Below are 18,072 nucleotides of genomic sequence, written 5' to 3' on the forward strand. Positions count from 1 at the left end.
TTATGACAGAAAATAAACAGATACATACTTCCTTAGGTCCAGTTCTAGTTCCCGTAGAAGATGGACTTTGGGAGATTGATCTTTCCCACTTAAGGATTTTTTTTGGACTTTCAATTCTTTCTAGGACTATCGGAGAAGAGATTGGTAACCAATTACATTCGTTACCAGGTGATTTATCATTTACTTATAAAATAAATCCAAACATAAATCATGAATTAGTGGATATGCATATCCAACATGTACAAGTATTTGCCAGAGCTGGAATTTTGAAAGATTGGGTATTGTTTCGAGAACAATTTGAAGAAAATTTACGTTTTGTTTTTGGTTCCTTTCAACAACAATCCGTGGCTAAAAAGATACATCCCGAGTTTTATGGCGAAGATCCAAATCGGAATTCTTCGGTTGCTTTACTTTTTCCTTTTGAGGCAGAATTTGTTCACCCTTCGGGTTATTACATTTTAATGGAGAGAGTATCCAGTCAAAATAGGATTGGTGATTTTTTTCTTCGCATAACAATTGATTCACAAGAAGATGGATGTTTAAACTTATCAAATATCAAACATCAGATTATAAGTGATGCACATACAAGAACTTACATTGCCGGAGCTTCTAAAATTAGTGAGTCCCTCAGTAATGGAATGATCAATGCGGCCCAAAAAGGGGAAACATTTTACGAGGAAGAAAATAGCCACTTTAGCAAAGTATTTTCTCAAATCGAAAAAACACCTCTTGGCAAACTAACGAATATTAATTTTTACTGGGAAGAACAATACAGAAATTTAATTTTAAGTTCTGACCCAAGTTTTTCTTTATCTATTCTCAAAAAACTTTTCCTTTTGTTGGAAGATTCTTCGGCATCCAAAAAAATAAAAGAAGGAAATACCATTCGCGCCATAATTGGAAAAGTTTCTGTTTATGTTGATCTTTCACGTTTAGATCGTGTACTGAATTTTAGTATAAACCAAAAACGAACTTTGCTCGATTCATCTTTTTATTTGAAGCGAATGCCAATGTTGGAACAAATTGCAAATTCCAATGGACATTCATTCAATTTCGAGGGAGTTCATATTTTTTTAATTCACCACATTACATCAGAAATTATTTCTCTCATTGAAACATTTCGAAGATTAAAAGTTAACACCTTGGATGTCGCCTTTGTAAAGTATGGTGGGAACATTCCCCCGGTTTATTTAGATATTTTATTAGATATTCCAACGGAAATGTTTTTTATGGCTGGTTTAGAATTCAAACTCACAAAAAACAATACTCCCTATTATGGTGTGTCCCCGTTATATAGCGATTTTGAAATTCATTCAACATTCCGACATAAATTAGAAGATGCAAAACTTGGTTTTTTTGATGCCATGAGGCAGTTGGCGGTATTTCTTTTCCTAAACAAATTATTAACTTTAATTGAGAAAAATGAAAAGATAATTTTAATTGAAGATGGTGGTTATGTAGCGCCAGTTTTAAACGAGCGTGCGTTAGATGGTTTGTCGTTTGGCGAAGTCCTTGACGAATTTTGGGTGGAATCCAAAGATCAATCGATTAGAGTAAAACCATTTTTTGAAGTATTAAAAACTTTTGTCATCGGAACAGTTGAACATACAAGAAATGGTTATGATCGTTTAGTGAAAGTGAAGGCTGAGAAAACGAACTTGATTTTACCTTCCTTTTCTATCGCAATTTCTAATGAAAAAACACAGGAAGAATCTAAGGAAGTTGCCCGTTCCATTCTGAATGCACTAGATAATACTTTACATGGGATTGGGAAGGTGCTTTCCAAAAGAAAGGTACTTTTACTTGGCTCCAATGGAAACATCGGAAGATTTTTAAAACAATACCTCATCGGTGGATTTCTTCATGAAACCAATTTGGATATTTTAGAGGTAGACAGAAAGTTTGATTCTGAATCCAGATTCCGCAAATCCAATTTTGGAAATGTTTCGAATTCGGAATTTGCAGAAATCGATTTAATCATCGGTGTTACTGGTGAATCCATTATTTCGTCAAAAACTTGGGAATCTTGGATTTTAACAAGCAAACACAAACAATTGTTTATTGCTTCTGGGTCCACAAAAACAGTAGAGTTTTCTGATTTTATTAAATGGATCAATGAATTAAATTTATCGGATAACCCAAAGTTAGATGGTGAGGATCTTACTATTTCCTTTGGAAGAATTTTGGATCCACAAACTCAAATGGATTTAGGGTCAAAAATTATATTTAAAATCAATAAAAAACAAATCGAAAAAGAAGTTTTTCTAATTAGTGATGGAAGTCCGGTAAACTTTTTATTTTTTGGTGTTCCCACTGAATCAATGGATCCAATCATTTCTCAACTTGCAAGTGTATCGTTAGGTATGGTGAATTTCTATAAGACAAAGAAACTTCCAGAACCAAATTTATATGCAGTTGATCACCAAATTGATGTTTGGGGAAGATTTTTATGAGTAACCACGGCTTTTTTCAAATCACTCAAAAGTTGTTTCTACGTGATGGAAACCTATTGTTAGTCCTTAGAGATAGGAAATCTGGACATGGAGATCTTCCTGGTGGACGTATGAACGAGGATGAATTTTTTTCAGATTGGAAAGATAGTATTTATCGAGAAGTTAACGAAGAACTTGGCGATCAAATTAAAATTGATGTAAATCCAGAACCGATTTTTATACATAAACATAGGGTAAATGAAGGGAATTTCCCTTGCGTCATCATTGCCTATTCTGCCAAATTATTGGACGGAAAAATTCAGTTATCTGATGAACATGACTACATGGACTGGGTTGATATAACAAAGTTTAATCCAACCAATCTTTTTTCGGAGTATATGTTGGATGCAGTCCAACTCTATTTAAAAAAATATGCATAATTTATATGTTCCACCATACAAAATTCTCACCTTCGTGGCTTTATTTGGCATTGGTTATTTTTCTGCATCGATTCTAAAAGACGATCAAACTGCATTACCTAAATTCAATATCCCAACACCTGAGTTAAGTTTTGATTTTAAATTTGATTTTAATTTTACGAAACCAGAAGTAGATGAAGAAATTTCGAAACCTCTTCATTCTTGGAGTGAAGTAAATCTTCAGACCAATGGCGTCGATAGAAAGTATGGGAATTTAGTTGGAATACAATTGGTTCTGAAACCGGAAGACTTCGTAAAAGAAGAATGGTGGCGAGAACGAATCGAAGAAACTTTGAAAAAAGGTAAATCGTCGGGGATTTTTGATCGCAAAACAATTGTTATTCTTCCGGAACATACAGGTACTGGATTATTATTTTTAGATGAAAAATCTAGATTTTTAAATGCAGACTCTTTTGAATCGGCTTTAAAAACAAAAGGAGATAATTTCACAATTTCAGATTTGTTTTATTTAAAAGCTGAGAAAATGGCTGAAGTTTATGTTCGTACTTTTTCTGAATTAGCAAAACAATATAATGTTCCTATTTTGGCCGGTACTATTATTTTACCAAATCCAAAGATAGTAAAAGGTAGTCTTGTTCTCGATTCCAAAGGTCCACTTTATAATGTTGCCATTCCTTTTTCTGCTGATGGAAAACTAATGGATCCCCTTGTTAAAAAAACTATACTAACGGAAGAGGAATTAAAAATTCTTTCACCAGGTGATGCAACTCAAGATCGAGTTTGGGTTGTGCCAGGTTGGAAGGTTGCAATTTTTATTGGTCAAGAAGTGTTTGATGTTAATCTTTACAATCGTTTGGTTGGTAGACCAGTTGATGGTTTGATTTCACCATCTGCATCTTATTCCGATATGAAATGGCAATCTCTAAATTTAGAAGATTCTAATATATGGAAACAAGAAGGTTTAGCAAAATACATTAAGTCTACCAAAGCACAAGACCTTGTACAAGTGTTTCTTGGTGGGCAGTTATATGGCAAAAATTGGAACGGAAAAACTTTTAATCTTCGCGATTTTTCGAATGAGGACCAGGTGGAGTCGGTTGAAACACCTACGATCTTAAATTTGTATTTTTAAATTTTGGTTGATGGACCTAGATTTTAAACTTCTAATTTTGGGTTCGGGCCTAAAATCGATTTGACAGGGGATTCCTTTCCACAAAAATTTTCAGAGTTATGGCACAGAAGTCCCTTCCTAAAAATGAGTTTTATGTAAAATGCCCTTTGTATACGAAAGGACTTTCGATTTGTCCTAGTGCCAAAGATCGTTTACAAACTGAGGATCTGGAAAGACTCACTTCTCATTGCATTACTGATACATACAAAACATGTGATATCTTTTCAGCCAAAAAGGAAAAAGAACAGGCTGCTTAGCCATCATTCATTTTTCTCACTTTTTTAAAGTAGTCATAAATCATCCAATCTTCTGCTGAAAAATTTAGGTCATCCAACACAAGTTCCCCTCGTTTGCTTTCATAGATAATTTTGTCTCCCGCAACACCCCATAGTCTTTCGATAAAAAATGGGAAATGTTCTTTTTTACCAGAAACCTTCCATTTCATCGGTTGGTTAGGATCGTTCTGATTGGTAGCGATGAATTCATCTTTTCCGCTGAGACGCCAAGAGAAGGCTTCACGAGTTACGATGGGAATTCCTCGATTGATAGAAGGAGTTTTACCTTGGTGGTAAACGACTTCTTTCAAATATAGATCTCCCACTTTTCCACCCACAACGTATCCAGAATTCCCATTGTGATAATAAAATCTTGGTAATACTATATCCTTCGAAAGTAGAGTAACTCTTTTGGATTCCATATTTAAAAAAAATAAATTATAAGAACCTCCAATTCCTGACCAAACAAGAAATTCGTTTCCAATAGAAGTGATATGGTAGTGAGTTTTTAATTTTGGATAAGGAGTGGGAAACATTTCTCCCGAAATAAATCTTTCTGGTTTGGAACTATCTCCAGTTTTTTCCACAAAAAGTTGGTTTTCAAAAAAATATAACAAAAGATCACCCGAATTGGTAATGGTCATTCCCGTTTTGCATGGGATATGTACAATGGATTCATGTTCGAGGGAAGAATCTGAAGTGGAATAACCAAATAGAGCACATCCACCATACTGTTTTAATGGATATTGAACAGCCACATAATTTCCATTAGCTGATATCTGAATGGAATCGGGTCTAAGTTTTAATTCTATGGAATTTCTGTTATCATTAACTAAATCTTTGAAGAATAAAGTTTTGTTTTCTGTCCAAACAATTTTGGTTCGGTCTTCTGAAAGAGCAAATAATCGAGGTTGGTTGGGTTTGTTTTTAGAAAGTATTTCTGATGTTGATCGATTAGCGGAAAGTCTATCTTGTAATAAGGCCAGTGCTTTTTCGTATTTTTCTTTTGAGATTAAATCTTCTATTTCAGAAACTAACGATTCATGTTTTGATTGGCAAGAGAAAAGTATTAGGACTAAAGGGATTAAAAAAGAAAAAAATTTCACTGAGACTCCAATAACTCTCGGATTTCTTCCGCATGGATTTCCTTAGAAAAAAGATCCATTGCTGTTTGGCCAACACGTTTTGTGTCATAGTAGGCAAAGGTTCCTGTGACCACAGCACCGCCAATTGGGATCCAACGGGCAAATTGTTTGCGAATGATTGATTTGGTAATAAGTAATCCTAACTTTTCCAACATAGTCTGGAATACTCTAACGGTTGTTGGGCGAATTAATATTTTTAAAGATGATTCCTTTATAATTTTACGAAAAACATGGGCACCTCCATGTTTGAAAAGGCAATAAAGTAATAGTTCTTTTGTTACTTGTACCTCTTTTCCGTAAAGTGCCGCTATGTCTAAAATCAAATGACCTTGGATTCTATACATAAAGAGTAATTCAGGGAGGATACTGAGAATCCCCAGAGGGCCAGGTGGCAACGAGCAGGTAGCACTGATTAGGCCGGATTTGAAGGAAGCATTTTGAACCAGTTCCCGAATTAGACCGTCTGGAGGTTGAATCGTCGGTGCATAAGGACTTCTATAGTCCTCTAAGCCGGCAAATAATTCGATAATGCCGTCTAAAAAACCTTCGGATTGGGCCTGAGATGGTGTTTCGTTCACGGGTTTCTGAATTCCTCTTTAGATTTTAGTTTATCAAAAACAGGCATTCTATATCCTTTCCATAGACATGATAGATAGATTGAAAAAAATTCAAGAAAAATACCTGCGTATCGAGGACGAGCTCGCCAAGGCCACCGCATCTGATACATTGAAGAATCTATCGAAAGAAAGATCTCGCCTAACGCCCGTATATACAAAAGCAGACGAATATTTAAGAATTACAAAAGATTGCCAAGACGCAAAATTACTTCTCGAATCGGAAAGTGACCCAGACATGCATACCATGTTAAAATCGGAAGTGGAAGAAGGCGAAAAAAAATTAGAAGAGTTAGCAAAAGAACTCGAAATTATGTTATTACCTCCCGATCCAAACTCAGGCAAAAGTATTTTGGTTGAAATTCGAGCTGGAACGGGTGGGGAAGAATCTGGATTGTTCTGTGCCGATTTATTTCGTATGTACAATAAGTATGCTGATAAAAAAGGAATTCGCACTGAAATCATAGATGCAAGTCCAACTGGAATTGGCGGTTTTAAAGAGATTGTTTTTTCTTTAGATGATGATAAAGCTTATGACTTGTTTAAATTTGAATCTGGCACTCACCGTGTACAAAGAATTCCGGAAACAGAATCTGGTGGTAGGATTCATACCTCTGCAGTAACAGTTGCAATACTTCCAGAAGCTGAAGAAAAGGAAGTTGAAATTAGGGAAAGTGACCTTCGGATCGACGTTTATCGTTCGTCAGGCGCTGGTGGGCAGCACGTCAATACAACAGATTCAGCTGTTCGGATTACACATATTCCCACTGGGATTGTAGTTGCTTCCCAAGAAGAACGTTCTCAAATCAAAAACCGTGACAAAGCGATGCGTGTGTTACGCGCGCGGATCATAGACCAGATGGCTGATGCTGCAAAACAAAGTGCGGATGCTCTCAAAAAAGCCCAGGTTGGGTCTGGAGACAGATCAGAACGAATTCGAACTTATAATTTTCCTCAAGGTCGATGTACAGATCATAGAATCGGATTTACGAGTCATAATTTGCCCGCAATTATGGAAGGTGATTTGGATGAATTGATTGATGCATTGGTCCAAGAGGATCGGTCGAAGCGACTAGCAGAAGCAAAGGCATAAAAAAGATTCCAAATATCTATGGAATTCGATTGATTCCAGCCGTTCGACTGTTATAAAAAGTAGGTCAGGAATTTTATTCAGATGAATCAATTGAAAACTACAGTTTCCATTCTAACTCTTGTAGGTTCTTTCTTTGGAAATTGTAATCCAGTCAATAAAAATGATCCTTTCAGTGATGCCCTACTTTATGCTTTTTTATTTCAGGCGATAAGCAATGCCCAGGAAGAAAATTGTAGTTTTTCTCCCAACAGTTCTGATTCACTTTTTAATGACCAATGGCATTTACGTAACCTTGGTCAATCGGGAGGAACGGTAGGCGAAGACGCAAATGTTTATCCTGTTTGGAACCAGGACATGTCCGGAAACAGGGTGATTGTCAGTGTTGTTGATGACGGTCTCGACACAAGGCATGAAGATCTTTCTGCAAATATTTCTGTCACAGCAAGAGGACTAAATCTTTTAAACAGTACCATTTATCCAAACCATACTTATTCCAATAGTTTCCATGGAACTGCCGTAGGTGGTGTTATCGCAGCTCGAGGTGGGAATAGTGTTGGTGTCCGCGGTGCTGCCCCCTGTGCTAAGTTAGTTGGGGTGAACATATTAGAAAAATCTACAATTTATACATCAGATGAATACAGGGCAATGGTCAACGAAGCTTCTCGTGTTTCCATTTCTAATAATAGTTGGGGGTCGCCAGATGGGTATGGATGGCTTTGGCCTTCAAGTTCACTTTGGCAACAAGGTATCAACGAAGGCATCCGAACTGGAAAATCTGGAAAAGGTACTGTTTACGTTTGGGCAGCTGGGAATGGAGCCAACGGTGGTAGCATTACGGCACCAATCCTAGTTGATAACGCTAACTACGATGGTCAGGCAAATTTTTACGGAGTGATGGCTATTGGTGGAATTGGACAGAACGGAAAAAAAGCAGCCTATTCGGAATCAGGTGCTAACTTATGGGTTGTAGCACATACGCAAGGAAACAGTACTACAGCATACACCACTGCAATTACCACAACAGATGCCACGGGTACATCTGGAATTAATGCTGGTGGTACATCAGGTGATTATTCGTTTGCAAATTATACAAAAAAATTCAATGGAACTTCTTCAGCCACACCATTGGCCGCAGGTGTTATCTCTTTACTATTGGGTTCCTATCCAGAATTGACCTGGCGCGATGTACGTGAGTTAGTTGCCTATTCTGCTCGCAAAAACGATTCTACAGATACAGATTGGACAACCAATGCAGCAGGTTTGAATATCAATCATAAATACGGATTCGGAGTAGTCGATGCTACTAATCTACTCACTAGTGCTGGAACTTGGACTCCGATAACCAAAACGCAAATTATAGATACAAAACCGTTATTGTCACCAAATACACCTATTCCTGATAATGATCTAGTAACTGGCGCTACTATTAATTATAATGTAACATCAAGTATTACTTATATCGAATATGTGGATGTTGAGTTTACTTCCAATCATACATATTTTCCTGAATTGTTCATACGTATCACTTCACCAAGTGGTACATCAAGTTTTTTGACAGAGGCTCATGCTTGCGCAAATCCATATAGTGGTAATTTGTGTGCAACCGGCAATACTTCCATCGCATCTATGACAGGTTCCTCGACCTATCGATTTGGATTGGCCCGGAATTTGGGAGAAAATCCAAATGGAACTTGGACCATCAAAGTTTTTGATGCAAGCGCTACGGATACTGGATCAGTCAACTCTGTTCTACTAAGAATTTATGGAAGGTAACCAATGAATCAGAAAAACAAAACAATTCTTTTTATTTATATGGTGTTTGTAGGTTCAGGAACTTTCTTTTTTCCATTGGAGGCAGAACCGAAAGACCCGCCAAATTCGATTACATTTGTCGAAGGCGGAGTCATTAAAACATTTTATCGTAACCCCAATGTAGTAGCTGAATTTGTTGACCAAAAACAAACACAAGACACCCAACAAAACTTGCAGGGAAAAAAAGGAATTAAAACTGGTTGGAATGTTCGGCCAACAGGAAAAGAGTTGTTCCCTAAATCAACCAAGTCGGCAACAACAACAAAAGTCACTGAAGTTTATTCAACAGGCGTAGGTATGGGTCCGCACATTGTGTTACCCGGACTTTTAATAGTCACATTTTCTATAGACCAATCACAAGAAACTTTGGAACGAATTGCAAAAAAATATGGAGTACAAATCCAAAATCAATTTTCGCCTCGTTTAGTAAGTTTTCAAACAGATCCAGGATTTGTATCTTTGGAAAAAGCCAATGGAATTCTATCTGAACCAAATGTATTGGAAGCGTATCCAGATACGGCTGTTGAAAAAAGTTTGAAATAATCTTCGCATCACTAGAGTAATTTGGCTACATAGCTAGATAGAAATACATTAATTTCAAAATTTCTTGTTTTCTAACTGGTTTGGAAAGGTAAGAAGTGATTCCTGCTAAAAAACTTTTGCTAATATCATCTTTTTGCACATTCGCAGAAATAGCAATAATTGGAATGGAATCACTTGCACGTATCTGATTTGCTTGCTCTATTTTTCTGATTTCTCTAGTTGCTTCTAATCCATCCATTTCGGGCATTTGCATATCCATCAAAATAATATCGAATTTCTCAGATTTAAATTTTTCTAGTGCAGCTTTTCCATTGTAAGCAGTAATTATTTCAATTGGATATTTGCGAAAGAAAGTTTTGATAATAAAAACATTCTCATCTGAATCTTCTGCTAAAAGCACTTTGCATACTGGAAAATTTTCTGGTTCAGGTAGTTCTAAATTAAGCCAATGTTGGTGGATTCCTGAGATACGTTTGATAAAACCTTCATAGGGTATTTCAAAAATAAATTTGGAGCCTACAGAAACTTGACTGTGAACGTAAATATCTCCACCCATCAGTTGGATTAGCTTTTTCGTAATTGTTAAACCAAGACCAGTTCCGCCGTATTTCCTTGTCGTAGAACTATCAACTTGAGTAAAACTTTCGAAAATGGATGTTAGTTTTTCGGAAGGAATACCAATTCCAGTATCTTCGACTGAAATTTTTAAACTCTTTTTATTTTCGCTTAACGAACAGTTTACGGTGATTTTTCCTTTTTCCGTAAACTTCATTGCGTTGCCTAATAAATTAATTAGTACCTGTTGTAACCTAGTAGAATCTCCCGCAATACTTTCCGAAATTTCATCTTCCACATAGAATGTTATTTCTATACCTTTTGCTTTTGCTTTCATATAGAATAAAGAAACTGTTTCGCTCATTAGGTCTCTTAACGAAAAGTGGATATGTTCCATTTCCAATTTCCCGGATTCAATTCGAGATAAATCCAGAATGTCATTGATAATATTAAATAGAGCCTTTCCTGAGTTTCGAAGGACAGTAAGATATTCTTGTTGTTCTTCAGTTAACTCTGTTTCATTTAAAGTATCAGTCATACCAAGAATTGCATTGAGTGGAGTTCTGATTTCATGGCTCATTGAAGCTAAAAAATCAGTTTTTGCTTGTGAGGCTTTCTGTGCTTCTATTTCCCTTAGGTTTGCTAAGTTCATTTGTTCCCGTAAAAGTGTTTCACGAACTACTTGCTGTGAAACATCTGAAATTTGAATCATACAAAAGTGATTCGTTTCATCTTCAATGGAAATAGGGATGATATGTAAGTATTGATAAATTCTTTCGCCGGATTCTCTTTTTTTTTCATTATCATAAAGAGGAAATGGAAATGGATTTAGTGTATGAGTTAATATAGAGTATTGAGAATATTCCAAACATAATTCGATTGATTTATAAGTTCGTGTATTCCTGAGTTCAGGAAAAATTTTTAAAAAAGAAGAGTTTTCTAAATCTGACTCTTTACAGCCTGAGTTTTTAAGAAACCAGGTATTTACTAATACGATATTAAGGTTTTGATCTAGAATAAGAATTCCAATTCCAGATTTTTTAATAATTGTTAGTAAATGCTTTTCACTAAGAGTATTCACTACTTCAACTTTTCAATGAGTACTCTAGAAAGGTTTTTGATGCTTTCAAAATTAAGAATGAAAAATATGTATCCTTTGATATCTTTGCCGCTAAGTTTATAATCAATAAAAACCAAAAGTATTGAATTGTCTTTTTTTGGATTTCTTCTAAGTAGAAGGTCTTCATACTTTCCTTCAAAAAATTCAGGAATATGAGTTTCTATTTTATAATTCGACATTTTTGCTAAGTTTGATAAAATTGCATTTAGAATAATGTTGCCAATTTCACTCAATGCATCTTTTTCAAATTGTGAAACTTCATTGAGAGCAACATAGTCCTTCATCATCATTTTGACAATTTCCAAACTTGCGCTTTTATGAAATAATAGAAATGCAGATCCTTCTCCAATTCCACCAACAAACTTTTGTTCTATGGTGCATACGTCTTGCTCAGAGAGATATTCTATATTTTTGGCTTCTTCTGTGCTGATTAGTTTTAAACTTGGGACAGTGAGCAAAATTTCATCAGAAATCATCTCACTCATTAGTTTTGCGGCTCCACCCAAACTAATATTGAATAATTCACATAAGGAATCTCTTTCTATCTCGGTTAAAAAGTTCATAATTAGTCCAAATGTGGGATTATTTTTTCTGCAGTGACTGGTTTTTCTATAAAATCAATTCCAATTGCCTTTGCTCGATTCCTGATTGCATCCTGAATATTCGCAGTGATTAAAATGATTTTGGCAATTTTATAATTTTTTTTGAGTTCATCAGCTAAATCCAAACCAGATAATATCCCTGGCATATTTTGATCCAAGGTGAAAAAATCTATATCTTGGTTTTCAGACAATAATCCCTTAGCGTCATCGGCCGTACTTGCCTCTAAGATCTCCCATTCTGGGTATTTATCTAAAATAATTTTTCGGATCATTAAACGCGTAACAGTGCTATCGTCTACGATCAGTGCTTTTTTTTGTGACATATGTATTGCCTTAATTCCGAACTAGTTTATATATGAGATTGCACCTATTAATTGACGGAAAAAAAACCAACTCTCAGCCAATCATGCGACCTAAATATTTATTATTATTATTTTTATCCCTTTTTTGCCTCTGCAAGTCGAACCAAAAAATCTGCGAAGGAGAAAATTGCAGGAACGGAAAATTTCAGGTTCAGTATGAAAACGGTGATTATTTTGACGGAGATTTTTTTGAAGATGTCAAACATGGTTCGGGTATCTATAAGTATTCTAATGGCGATATTTTTGAAGGTGAATACCAATTTGGTTATAAGGAAGGAAAAGGTATTTATCGTTATGCGAATGGCGACCAATTCATAGGTGTCTATCAAAAAGGAAAACGTAATGGATTTGGGAAATATCGTTTTTCTGATGGTTTGATATTAGAGGGAAATTGGGAAAACAATGAGTTACAAGGTCAATCAAGAATTGTCAATGCAAAAGGAAGTTTGGTATTAGAGGGGATTTGGAAAAATAGTCGGTGGATAGGTATCACACCGACATCTGCCTCTTCAACCAATGCTGTCGAAATTTCTAACCCCGAGTGATTCGTAAATTTTCCGAGTCGCCTTTGATTTGTTAAGCGTATACATATGTATGCCAGCTACTTTGTGATCTAACAAATCTCGGACTTGTTCGGTTGCCCAATGTATACCCACATTCTCAGCATATTCATCATCTTCTGCTCGAGAAAGAGAGTTCAATAATTTTGCAGGGAAATTAGTTCCTAAGGATAACTCAGCCATTCTCGCCATTCCTTTTCTGGAAGTGACTGGCATAATTCCTGCGATGATGGGAACTTTGATACCTGCAATTTCACATCGTTCTACAAAATCATAAAAGTAGTTATTGTTGAAAAACATTTGAGTACAAATGTAATCAACACCTTGGTCTACTTTCCATTTCAAATATTCAATTTCTTTTAAACGATTAGGAGTAGAGGGATGTCCTTCTGGAAAACCAGCGACTCCAATCCCCATCTCTGGAAATTCTTTTTTAATAAACCCGACTAGTTCACCGGCGAATTCAAATCCATTTTCTGTTTTATGGAATTCCTTTTGGCCTTTGGGTGGGTCTCCACGAAGCGTCATAATGTTATGGATTCCACTTTTTTGATATCGTTTCAAAATTTCTCGAATTTCATCTTTTGTAGAGCCGACACAAGTAAGGTGACTAACGATCGTTAAACCTGTTTCTTCTTGTAGTTTGACTACTAAATCGTGAGTGAGGTCTCTCGTGGATCCCCCAGCACCATAGGTAACACTGACATAGGCTGGGTTCATTTGAGACAATTCCTGGATGTTTCGGAACAAATCCTCGGAAGCTTCGGCATTCTTTGGAGGAAAAAATTCGAAGCTGATGGTTGTTTGTTTTTTACCTAGGACCTGAGAAATATGCATAAAACCTATCCTCTAAAGAGGAATATTTTTCTCAAGTCCCTTGTTAGCCAAGAGCCAACCTTTTGAAGCTTTTGTTTTTACCGCCAACCAGAGTGAAAATTTAGGAAATAGGGCAGGAAGGATCACTATAGAGGCTCGTAAATAAGATGGAACCAAAACTTCCCCTGGGTTTTTTTTGATCGCATTGAGAATCGCATCTGCAACCTGAGAAGGCTCGATCACAGGGGTGAAAAGGGAAGGTTTGACACCGTTTATCATCCTCGTATTGACCATAGTTGGACATATCCAGCTAACGCCAATTTGAGTATCATAAAGTTCCATTTTTAATGCTTGGGAGAATCCAACCATAGCATGTTTGGTTGCAGAGTAAGTTACAGTTCCTTCTGTACCAAATTTACCAGCTATACTTGCCAAATTGATAATTGCTGCTTCTTTTTGTTCCCGCAAAATAGGAAGGGAAAGATAAACCAACTTCATTGGCGCGGCCACATTGATTTGAATGGCTTTGCTCCAAACGGAAAATTCTTTGCCTTCATAGTAGCCACTGGGTGCAATTCCCGCATTGTTGACTAGAATTTGGAAAGTAAGTTTTTTCTTTTGGATTTGTTTGATAAGAGATTCGATTTCTGACTCTTTAGAAAGGTCGCAAGCAAACCCATAAAATTTTCTTCCTAGTGATTCCACTTTGGTTTGGATTTCTTTTAAGATGGGTAGCTTGATATCTACGCCAATAATATCATTTCCTTCTTTGGCTAATCGTTCTGCTGTTAAAGCACCGATTCCCATACCACAGCCAGTGACAAGTATTGTATTTCCCGATAGTTTCATACTCTCAATCTAATACATTTTTTACTTTCGTCAATCGGAATCGAAGGAGAAATAGACGCATGGAATATAGATTGTTAAAATCAGAATTGGGTCATAGGCTTTCCACCGTTGCCTCAACCAACGAATGGATTCGTGATGTAAAAATTCCTTTTGGTTCATGGGTAATTGCTGATGAACAAACCGCTGGAAAAGGTCGCGGACAAAATGTATGGCAAACGTTAGGTGAAGATCCATTGATATTTTCTGGGAAAATTAGGTTATCTGCTGCGGAAATTTCCCTTCCTTTGTTATCCTTATTTGTTTCATCAGCTGTTTTAAAAACAATCTATCAATTTTTCCCTGAACGTGAACAAGATACAACTGTCAAATGGCCGAATGATATCTACCGCTCAGATAAAAAAGTAGCTGGGATTTTAGTACAGTCTGAATTTACGAATGGAATCTTCGATGTTGTCATTGGAATCGGTCTTAATTTTTTTGGAAAAAATATTCCTGAAACACTGAAAGACAAGGCCGCTTTTTTATGTGACCAACCACTGGAAGAAGGAGTTTTAGAAAGATTTGTTAATCAGTTGATTGTAGACATCAACCAAGCTGTAATTTCATTACTTGACCAAGGACAAATCTTAAAAGATTTAGTTTGGATCGAAGATCATTCTTTACTCAAACACAAGGTGATTGAAACTGAATGGCAATCTAGAATGGTACGCGGCCGTGTTTTGGGAATTGATGAATTAGGATTCCTTCTCATCATGACGGAAACCGGTGAAAAGATTGAGCTTATGGACACATCACCAAAATTTCGGATTATATAAATGTCAGAATCACCATTATTATTAGTCATCGACGTAGGAAATACAAACACCGTCTTTGGAGTTTTTCGTGAGGGAGAGGACACTCCTGACTTTCATAAAAGAACGGTAACACGTCGGGATCGAACATCCGATGAACTTGGATTGTTTTTGAAAGGGTTTTTAACACAAGAAAATGTAAAAGCAGATCGAGTGAAAATGGCTATTTATTCGAGTGTTGTTCCTTCTTTGAATCCAATCGTTGAGCGAATGTTAGAGGATTGGTTTAATGTAAATCCATTACGTGTTCATTATCAAATGAAACTCAATTTTGGAATTAGTTATCCGCGTCCCTTTGAGATTGGTGCCGATAGACTGGTAAACGCTGCTTACTGCGCAAAAACATATCCAGGAAAAAAAGCAATCCTTGTGGATTTGGGTACCGCTACCACTTTTTGTGTGATTAGTGAAAAACCAGAATATGTTGGTGGTGTGATTGCTCCTGGATTAAAAATATCTATGGATGCATTAACTCGAAACACAGCTCAACTTCCTCCCATTGTTTTTGGATCTCCTAGTCGCGTGTTAGGCGAATCTACGGTGGAATCTATCCAAGCTGGATTTTTCTTTGGTTGGATTGGACTTTTGAAAGAAATTGTAAGAGCGATTAAAGAAGAACATCCAGGGGATTATGTTGTTGTGGGAACTGGTGGCCTCGTCACTACGATTCATGCTTCGCATAACCAGGTTTTCGATGAAATTGATCCGATGATGACTTTGAAAGGGTTAAAAATTCTTGCGGATCTAAATTCCTAAAATTTTTTTACGATATGCCTCACCCATAAGTTCATACCCGATTTGATTGGGATGAATGGGATCAGAAGCTGGATACAAAGGAACTCCGCCAGTATATGATTCAAAAATAGATTCGATTTCTACAAAATCAACATTGGTTTTTGTAGCTTTTAAATTGCGAAGGATTTGGTTATTGGAACGAATGATTTCGCGAATAGAAGACATATTGGTAAGGGGTAGGGCTGTAAATAGAATTTTAGTATTTTGTGAAGATTGTAAAATAGAAATTAACTCTATAGATCTTGATTCAAATCCATTAGTTCCATAGACCATAGCATCGTTGGTTCCCAATTCAATGATCCAAAGGTCAGTTGGGATTTCATTCATCCTGTTTTGATTCTGTAGCCAATCTTCTGTTGTATAACCTGCAACGGAAATGTCTTTCACTGTGAACTCTTTTGGAAGTTTTGTTTTTAATCCAAAACCATCAGACCATTGGCCAAGAGAATCTCCAACAATTGTTATACGTCGTTCCAATGATACGCCTCCCAAAAGAGATAAATACTGGTTTGTTGATTTATCTGAATGATAACAACCTATACAAAAAAGAAAACCAAACAATGGAAACAAAATAGTTTTGTTGGAAATCCAATCTTTCATTTTTTTGTATATACAATTGTTTTGTAATGTAACCAGTGATTGCCGGGAACAGGAATTTCCCATTCTTCTCGATTCCATGCGGATTTTTTTAAAAAATCTTTGATCACATGATTGATGAGCTGGTCATCATAAAAAACAAAACTATCTCGCGTTTGAATGGTTTTAATGTACGCATCGGAAGGAATGTCTAGTTCTCCCGGAATGAATTCTAAAATATTCAAATCGGGTCTTTTTTTTCGTAAGTCAAAATACGGATCAGGAAGTGCCTGCAAATAAACAAATTTAGAATTTTTTAAACTCATTTCCAAATGTTGGAAGTGGGATTCAAGAATTTGTTTGGAATCAGTTTGAAACCAATGGATATGATTTGTATAAAGTAAACTGGAAAGAGATAATACAATTCCCAAAAATGCTAACTTCGAATTGAAACTTTTGGAGTCATATAGCAACGCCATCCCAAGAGACAGCGGGAACAAAATATGAAAAACATACCATCCTTCGGAAGAAGTATACAAGGAGAGAAGAACTGAAAAAATCCAAATCCAAAATAAGATCCATCTTTGGTGCAATGTTCTATATTCTTTATACGATCGATATGTCAAAAATGCTAACATTGATAGTTCTAGCGTAATCAACAACAAACGTAATTTAGAAAATCCAAATCCAAATGAAAAAACTTTTAGTTTGTCAATGAGTGTAAATGTTTGAAGTAAATTTCGTTTGCGCGTGAGTTGAGCACCAAATTGGATTTCAAACCAATCCCAGTTGGGATGGATATAATATAACCAACCTAAAATAGGTAGTATTCCCCCGAAAATAAAACAAGGTAGAGATTTGAACCCAAAGTTTCTATAAACTAAAAATAGAGTCACTAATCCAAAGGAAGCACCGATTGGATGTGATAACGAAGATAAGGAAAGTGCGAACCCAGCTAAAAAAGGGGACGAAAATTTCGTAAATCTTTTGTTAGTTGCAAACAGTAAACTTAGAATAAAGAAAAATGCAGTTAGGCCTTCCATTCTAGCCGCAGTACCAAAACGAAAAAGCAAAGGTTCCCACAATAAACTGGCCAAAGCGATTTGGCTGGCAAACTCCGAAATGGACTGCCTTCGCAATAGAAAATAAAAACCCAACCCGGTTAGGTAAACAATGAAGGCATTTGCAATGCGAACAGTTGTGATTGAATCAGGAAAAACAGAGAGAGTGAAGCCAGAGAAAAGAAAATATAAGGGAGGCATCCACAATGTCTTGGATTCCATACCGGGAATGAGACCGTTCAAAACATCGGTTTTTAAATGGCCTTCGTTTGCAAATGAAAGGGATGGTGAGAAAAACAAAACCTCATCGGGCCATACAACAGGGAAGAGATCCAGGTTGATCCAAACCTGGAAGAAAAATACTGCGGAGATTATGAAAAACGAGGCATAAGCCACGTGG

19 protein-coding genes are annotated in these 18,072 nt (G+C 36.3%); 10 read left to right on the forward strand and 9 right to left on the reverse strand.

Annotated features, from left to right (window positions below):
• Nucleotides 1–2 precede the first annotated feature (2 nt).
• The 4 genes from CH364_RS10355 (at nt 3) to CH364_RS10370 (ending at nt 4,300) form a co-directional block, all read left to right on the forward strand.
• On the forward strand, nt 3–2,453 hold the full coding sequence (locus CH364_RS10355; protein ID WP_100743837.1) for a hypothetical protein: 2,451 nt from the start codon (nt 3–5) through the stop codon (nt 2,451–2,453).
• Nucleotides 2,450–2,872 (forward strand): NUDIX domain-containing protein, encoded by a 423-nt coding sequence (locus CH364_RS10360; protein WP_100787863.1) that lies wholly within the window; start codon nt 2,450–2,452, stop codon nt 2,870–2,872. Before CH364_RS10355 ends, CH364_RS10360 begins: the two co-directional genes overlap by 4 nt.
• A complete protein-coding gene (locus CH364_RS10365; protein ID WP_100743839.1) occupies nt 2,865–4,004 on the forward strand; it encodes a carbon-nitrogen hydrolase family protein in 1,140 nt (379 codons plus the stop codon). The genes CH364_RS10360 and CH364_RS10365 overlap by 8 nt, the downstream gene beginning before the upstream one ends.
• A 98-nt stretch (nt 4,005–4,102) precedes the next feature.
• A complete protein-coding gene (locus CH364_RS10370) occupies nt 4,103–4,300 on the forward strand; it encodes a hypothetical protein (protein WP_100743840.1) in 198 nt (65 codons plus the stop codon).
• On the opposite strand, the gene CH364_RS10375 is transcribed toward CH364_RS10370, so the two are convergent.
• Both CH364_RS10375 and CH364_RS10380 read right to left on the reverse strand, forming a co-directional pair.
• Entirely contained in the window at nt 4,297–5,424 is a 1,128-nt protein-coding gene (locus tag CH364_RS10375; RefSeq protein WP_100743841.1) for a hypothetical protein, read from the reverse strand. The genes CH364_RS10370 and CH364_RS10375 overlap by 4 nt on opposite strands.
• On the reverse strand, nt 5,421–6,041 hold the full coding sequence (locus CH364_RS10380; protein WP_100743842.1) for a hypothetical protein: 621 nt from the start codon (nt 6,039–6,041) through the stop codon (nt 5,421–5,423). Before CH364_RS10380 ends, CH364_RS10375 begins: the two co-directional genes overlap by 4 nt.
• 67 nt (nt 6,042–6,108) lie before the next feature.
• Between CH364_RS10380 and prfA the strand changes: the two genes are divergently transcribed.
• From prfA to CH364_RS10395, 3 genes are all read left to right on the forward strand, one after another.
• Nucleotides 6,109–7,170: a peptide chain release factor 1 gene (prfA, locus tag CH364_RS10385; protein ID WP_100743843.1), complete on the forward strand. Its 1,062-nt coding sequence runs from the start codon at nt 6,109–6,111 to the stop codon at nt 7,168–7,170.
• 81 nt (nt 7,171–7,251) lie between these two features.
• Nucleotides 7,252–8,943, forward strand: a complete 1,692-nt coding sequence (locus CH364_RS10390) for a S8 family serine peptidase (RefSeq protein ID WP_100743844.1) — start codon at nt 7,252–7,254, stop codon at nt 8,941–8,943.
• Between the two features lie 3 nt (nt 8,944–8,946).
• Nucleotides 8,947–9,525, forward strand: a complete 579-nt coding sequence (locus CH364_RS10395) for a hypothetical protein (protein WP_100743845.1) — start codon at nt 8,947–8,949, stop codon at nt 9,523–9,525.
• A 25-nt stretch (nt 9,526–9,550) separates the two neighbouring features.
• Here the strand turns inward: CH364_RS10395 and CH364_RS10400 are convergent, their stop codons facing one another.
• The 3 genes from CH364_RS10400 to CH364_RS10410 are packed head-to-tail and all read right to left on the reverse strand — an operon-like array spanning nt 9,551 to nt 12,125.
• Entirely contained in the window at nt 9,551–11,161 is a 1,611-nt protein-coding gene (locus CH364_RS10400; protein ID WP_100743846.1) for an ATP-binding protein, read from the reverse strand.
• On the reverse strand, nt 11,161–11,763 hold the full coding sequence (locus CH364_RS10405) for a chemotaxis protein CheX (protein WP_100743847.1): 603 nt from the start codon (nt 11,761–11,763) through the stop codon (nt 11,161–11,163). The genes CH364_RS10400 and CH364_RS10405 overlap by 1 nt, the downstream gene beginning before the upstream one ends.
• Before the next feature lie 2 nt (nt 11,764–11,765).
• A complete protein-coding gene (locus tag CH364_RS10410; protein WP_100743848.1) occupies nt 11,766–12,125 on the reverse strand; it encodes a response regulator transcription factor in 360 nt (119 codons plus the stop codon).
• A gap of 83 nt (nt 12,126–12,208) precedes the next feature.
• Here CH364_RS10410 and CH364_RS10415 point away from each other — a divergent pair, with 83 nt between their 5' ends.
• Complete coding sequence (locus CH364_RS10415; protein WP_207762284.1) at nt 12,209–12,709, forward strand: MORN repeat-containing protein; 501 nt, start codon at nt 12,209–12,211, stop codon at nt 12,707–12,709.
• Here CH364_RS10415 and metF read toward each other — a convergent pair.
• Both metF and CH364_RS10425 read right to left on the reverse strand, forming a co-directional pair.
• Nucleotides 12,674–13,561, reverse strand: a complete 888-nt coding sequence (metF, locus tag CH364_RS10420) for a methylenetetrahydrofolate reductase [NAD(P)H] (protein ID WP_100743849.1) — start codon at nt 13,559–13,561, stop codon at nt 12,674–12,676. The genes CH364_RS10415 and metF overlap by 36 nt on opposite strands.
• A gap of 12 nt (nt 13,562–13,573) precedes the next feature.
• A complete protein-coding gene (locus tag CH364_RS10425) occupies nt 13,574–14,389 on the reverse strand; it encodes an SDR family NAD(P)-dependent oxidoreductase (RefSeq protein ID WP_100743850.1) in 816 nt (271 codons plus the stop codon).
• Between the two features lie 59 nt (nt 14,390–14,448).
• Here CH364_RS10425 and CH364_RS10430 point away from each other — a divergent pair, with 59 nt between their 5' ends.
• Together CH364_RS10430 and CH364_RS10435 are read left to right on the forward strand one after the other, a co-directional pair.
• Nucleotides 14,449–15,204 carry a biotin--[acetyl-CoA-carboxylase] ligase gene (locus tag CH364_RS10430; protein WP_100743851.1) on the forward strand — a complete coding sequence of 252 codons (756 nt, stop codon included), beginning with the start codon at nt 14,449–14,451 and terminating at the stop codon, nt 15,202–15,204.
• Entirely contained in the window at nt 15,205–15,996 is a 792-nt protein-coding gene (locus CH364_RS10435) for a type III pantothenate kinase (RefSeq protein WP_100743852.1), read from the forward strand. It begins immediately after the preceding gene.
• Here CH364_RS10435 and CH364_RS10440 read toward each other — a convergent pair.
• Nucleotides 15,985–16,635 carry an SGNH/GDSL hydrolase family protein gene (locus CH364_RS10440; protein ID WP_243401344.1) on the reverse strand — a complete coding sequence of 217 codons (651 nt, stop codon included), beginning with the start codon at nt 16,633–16,635 and terminating at the stop codon, nt 15,985–15,987. The genes CH364_RS10435 and CH364_RS10440 overlap by 12 nt on opposite strands.
• The gene (locus tag CH364_RS10445) at nt 16,632–18,068 is read right to left on the reverse strand and encodes an ArnT family glycosyltransferase (RefSeq protein ID WP_100743853.1); all 1,437 of its coding nucleotides are present in this window, start codon (nt 18,066–18,068) and stop codon (nt 16,632–16,634) included. The genes CH364_RS10440 and CH364_RS10445 overlap by 4 nt, the downstream gene beginning before the upstream one ends.
• Nucleotides 18,069–18,072 lie beyond the last annotated feature (4 nt).

Origin of the sequence: Leptospira harrisiae (genome assembly GCF_002811945.1) — a bacterium.
In the GTDB taxonomy this organism is placed as follows: Bacteria; Spirochaetota; Leptospiria; order Leptospirales; family Leptospiraceae; genus Leptospira_A; species Leptospira_A harrisiae.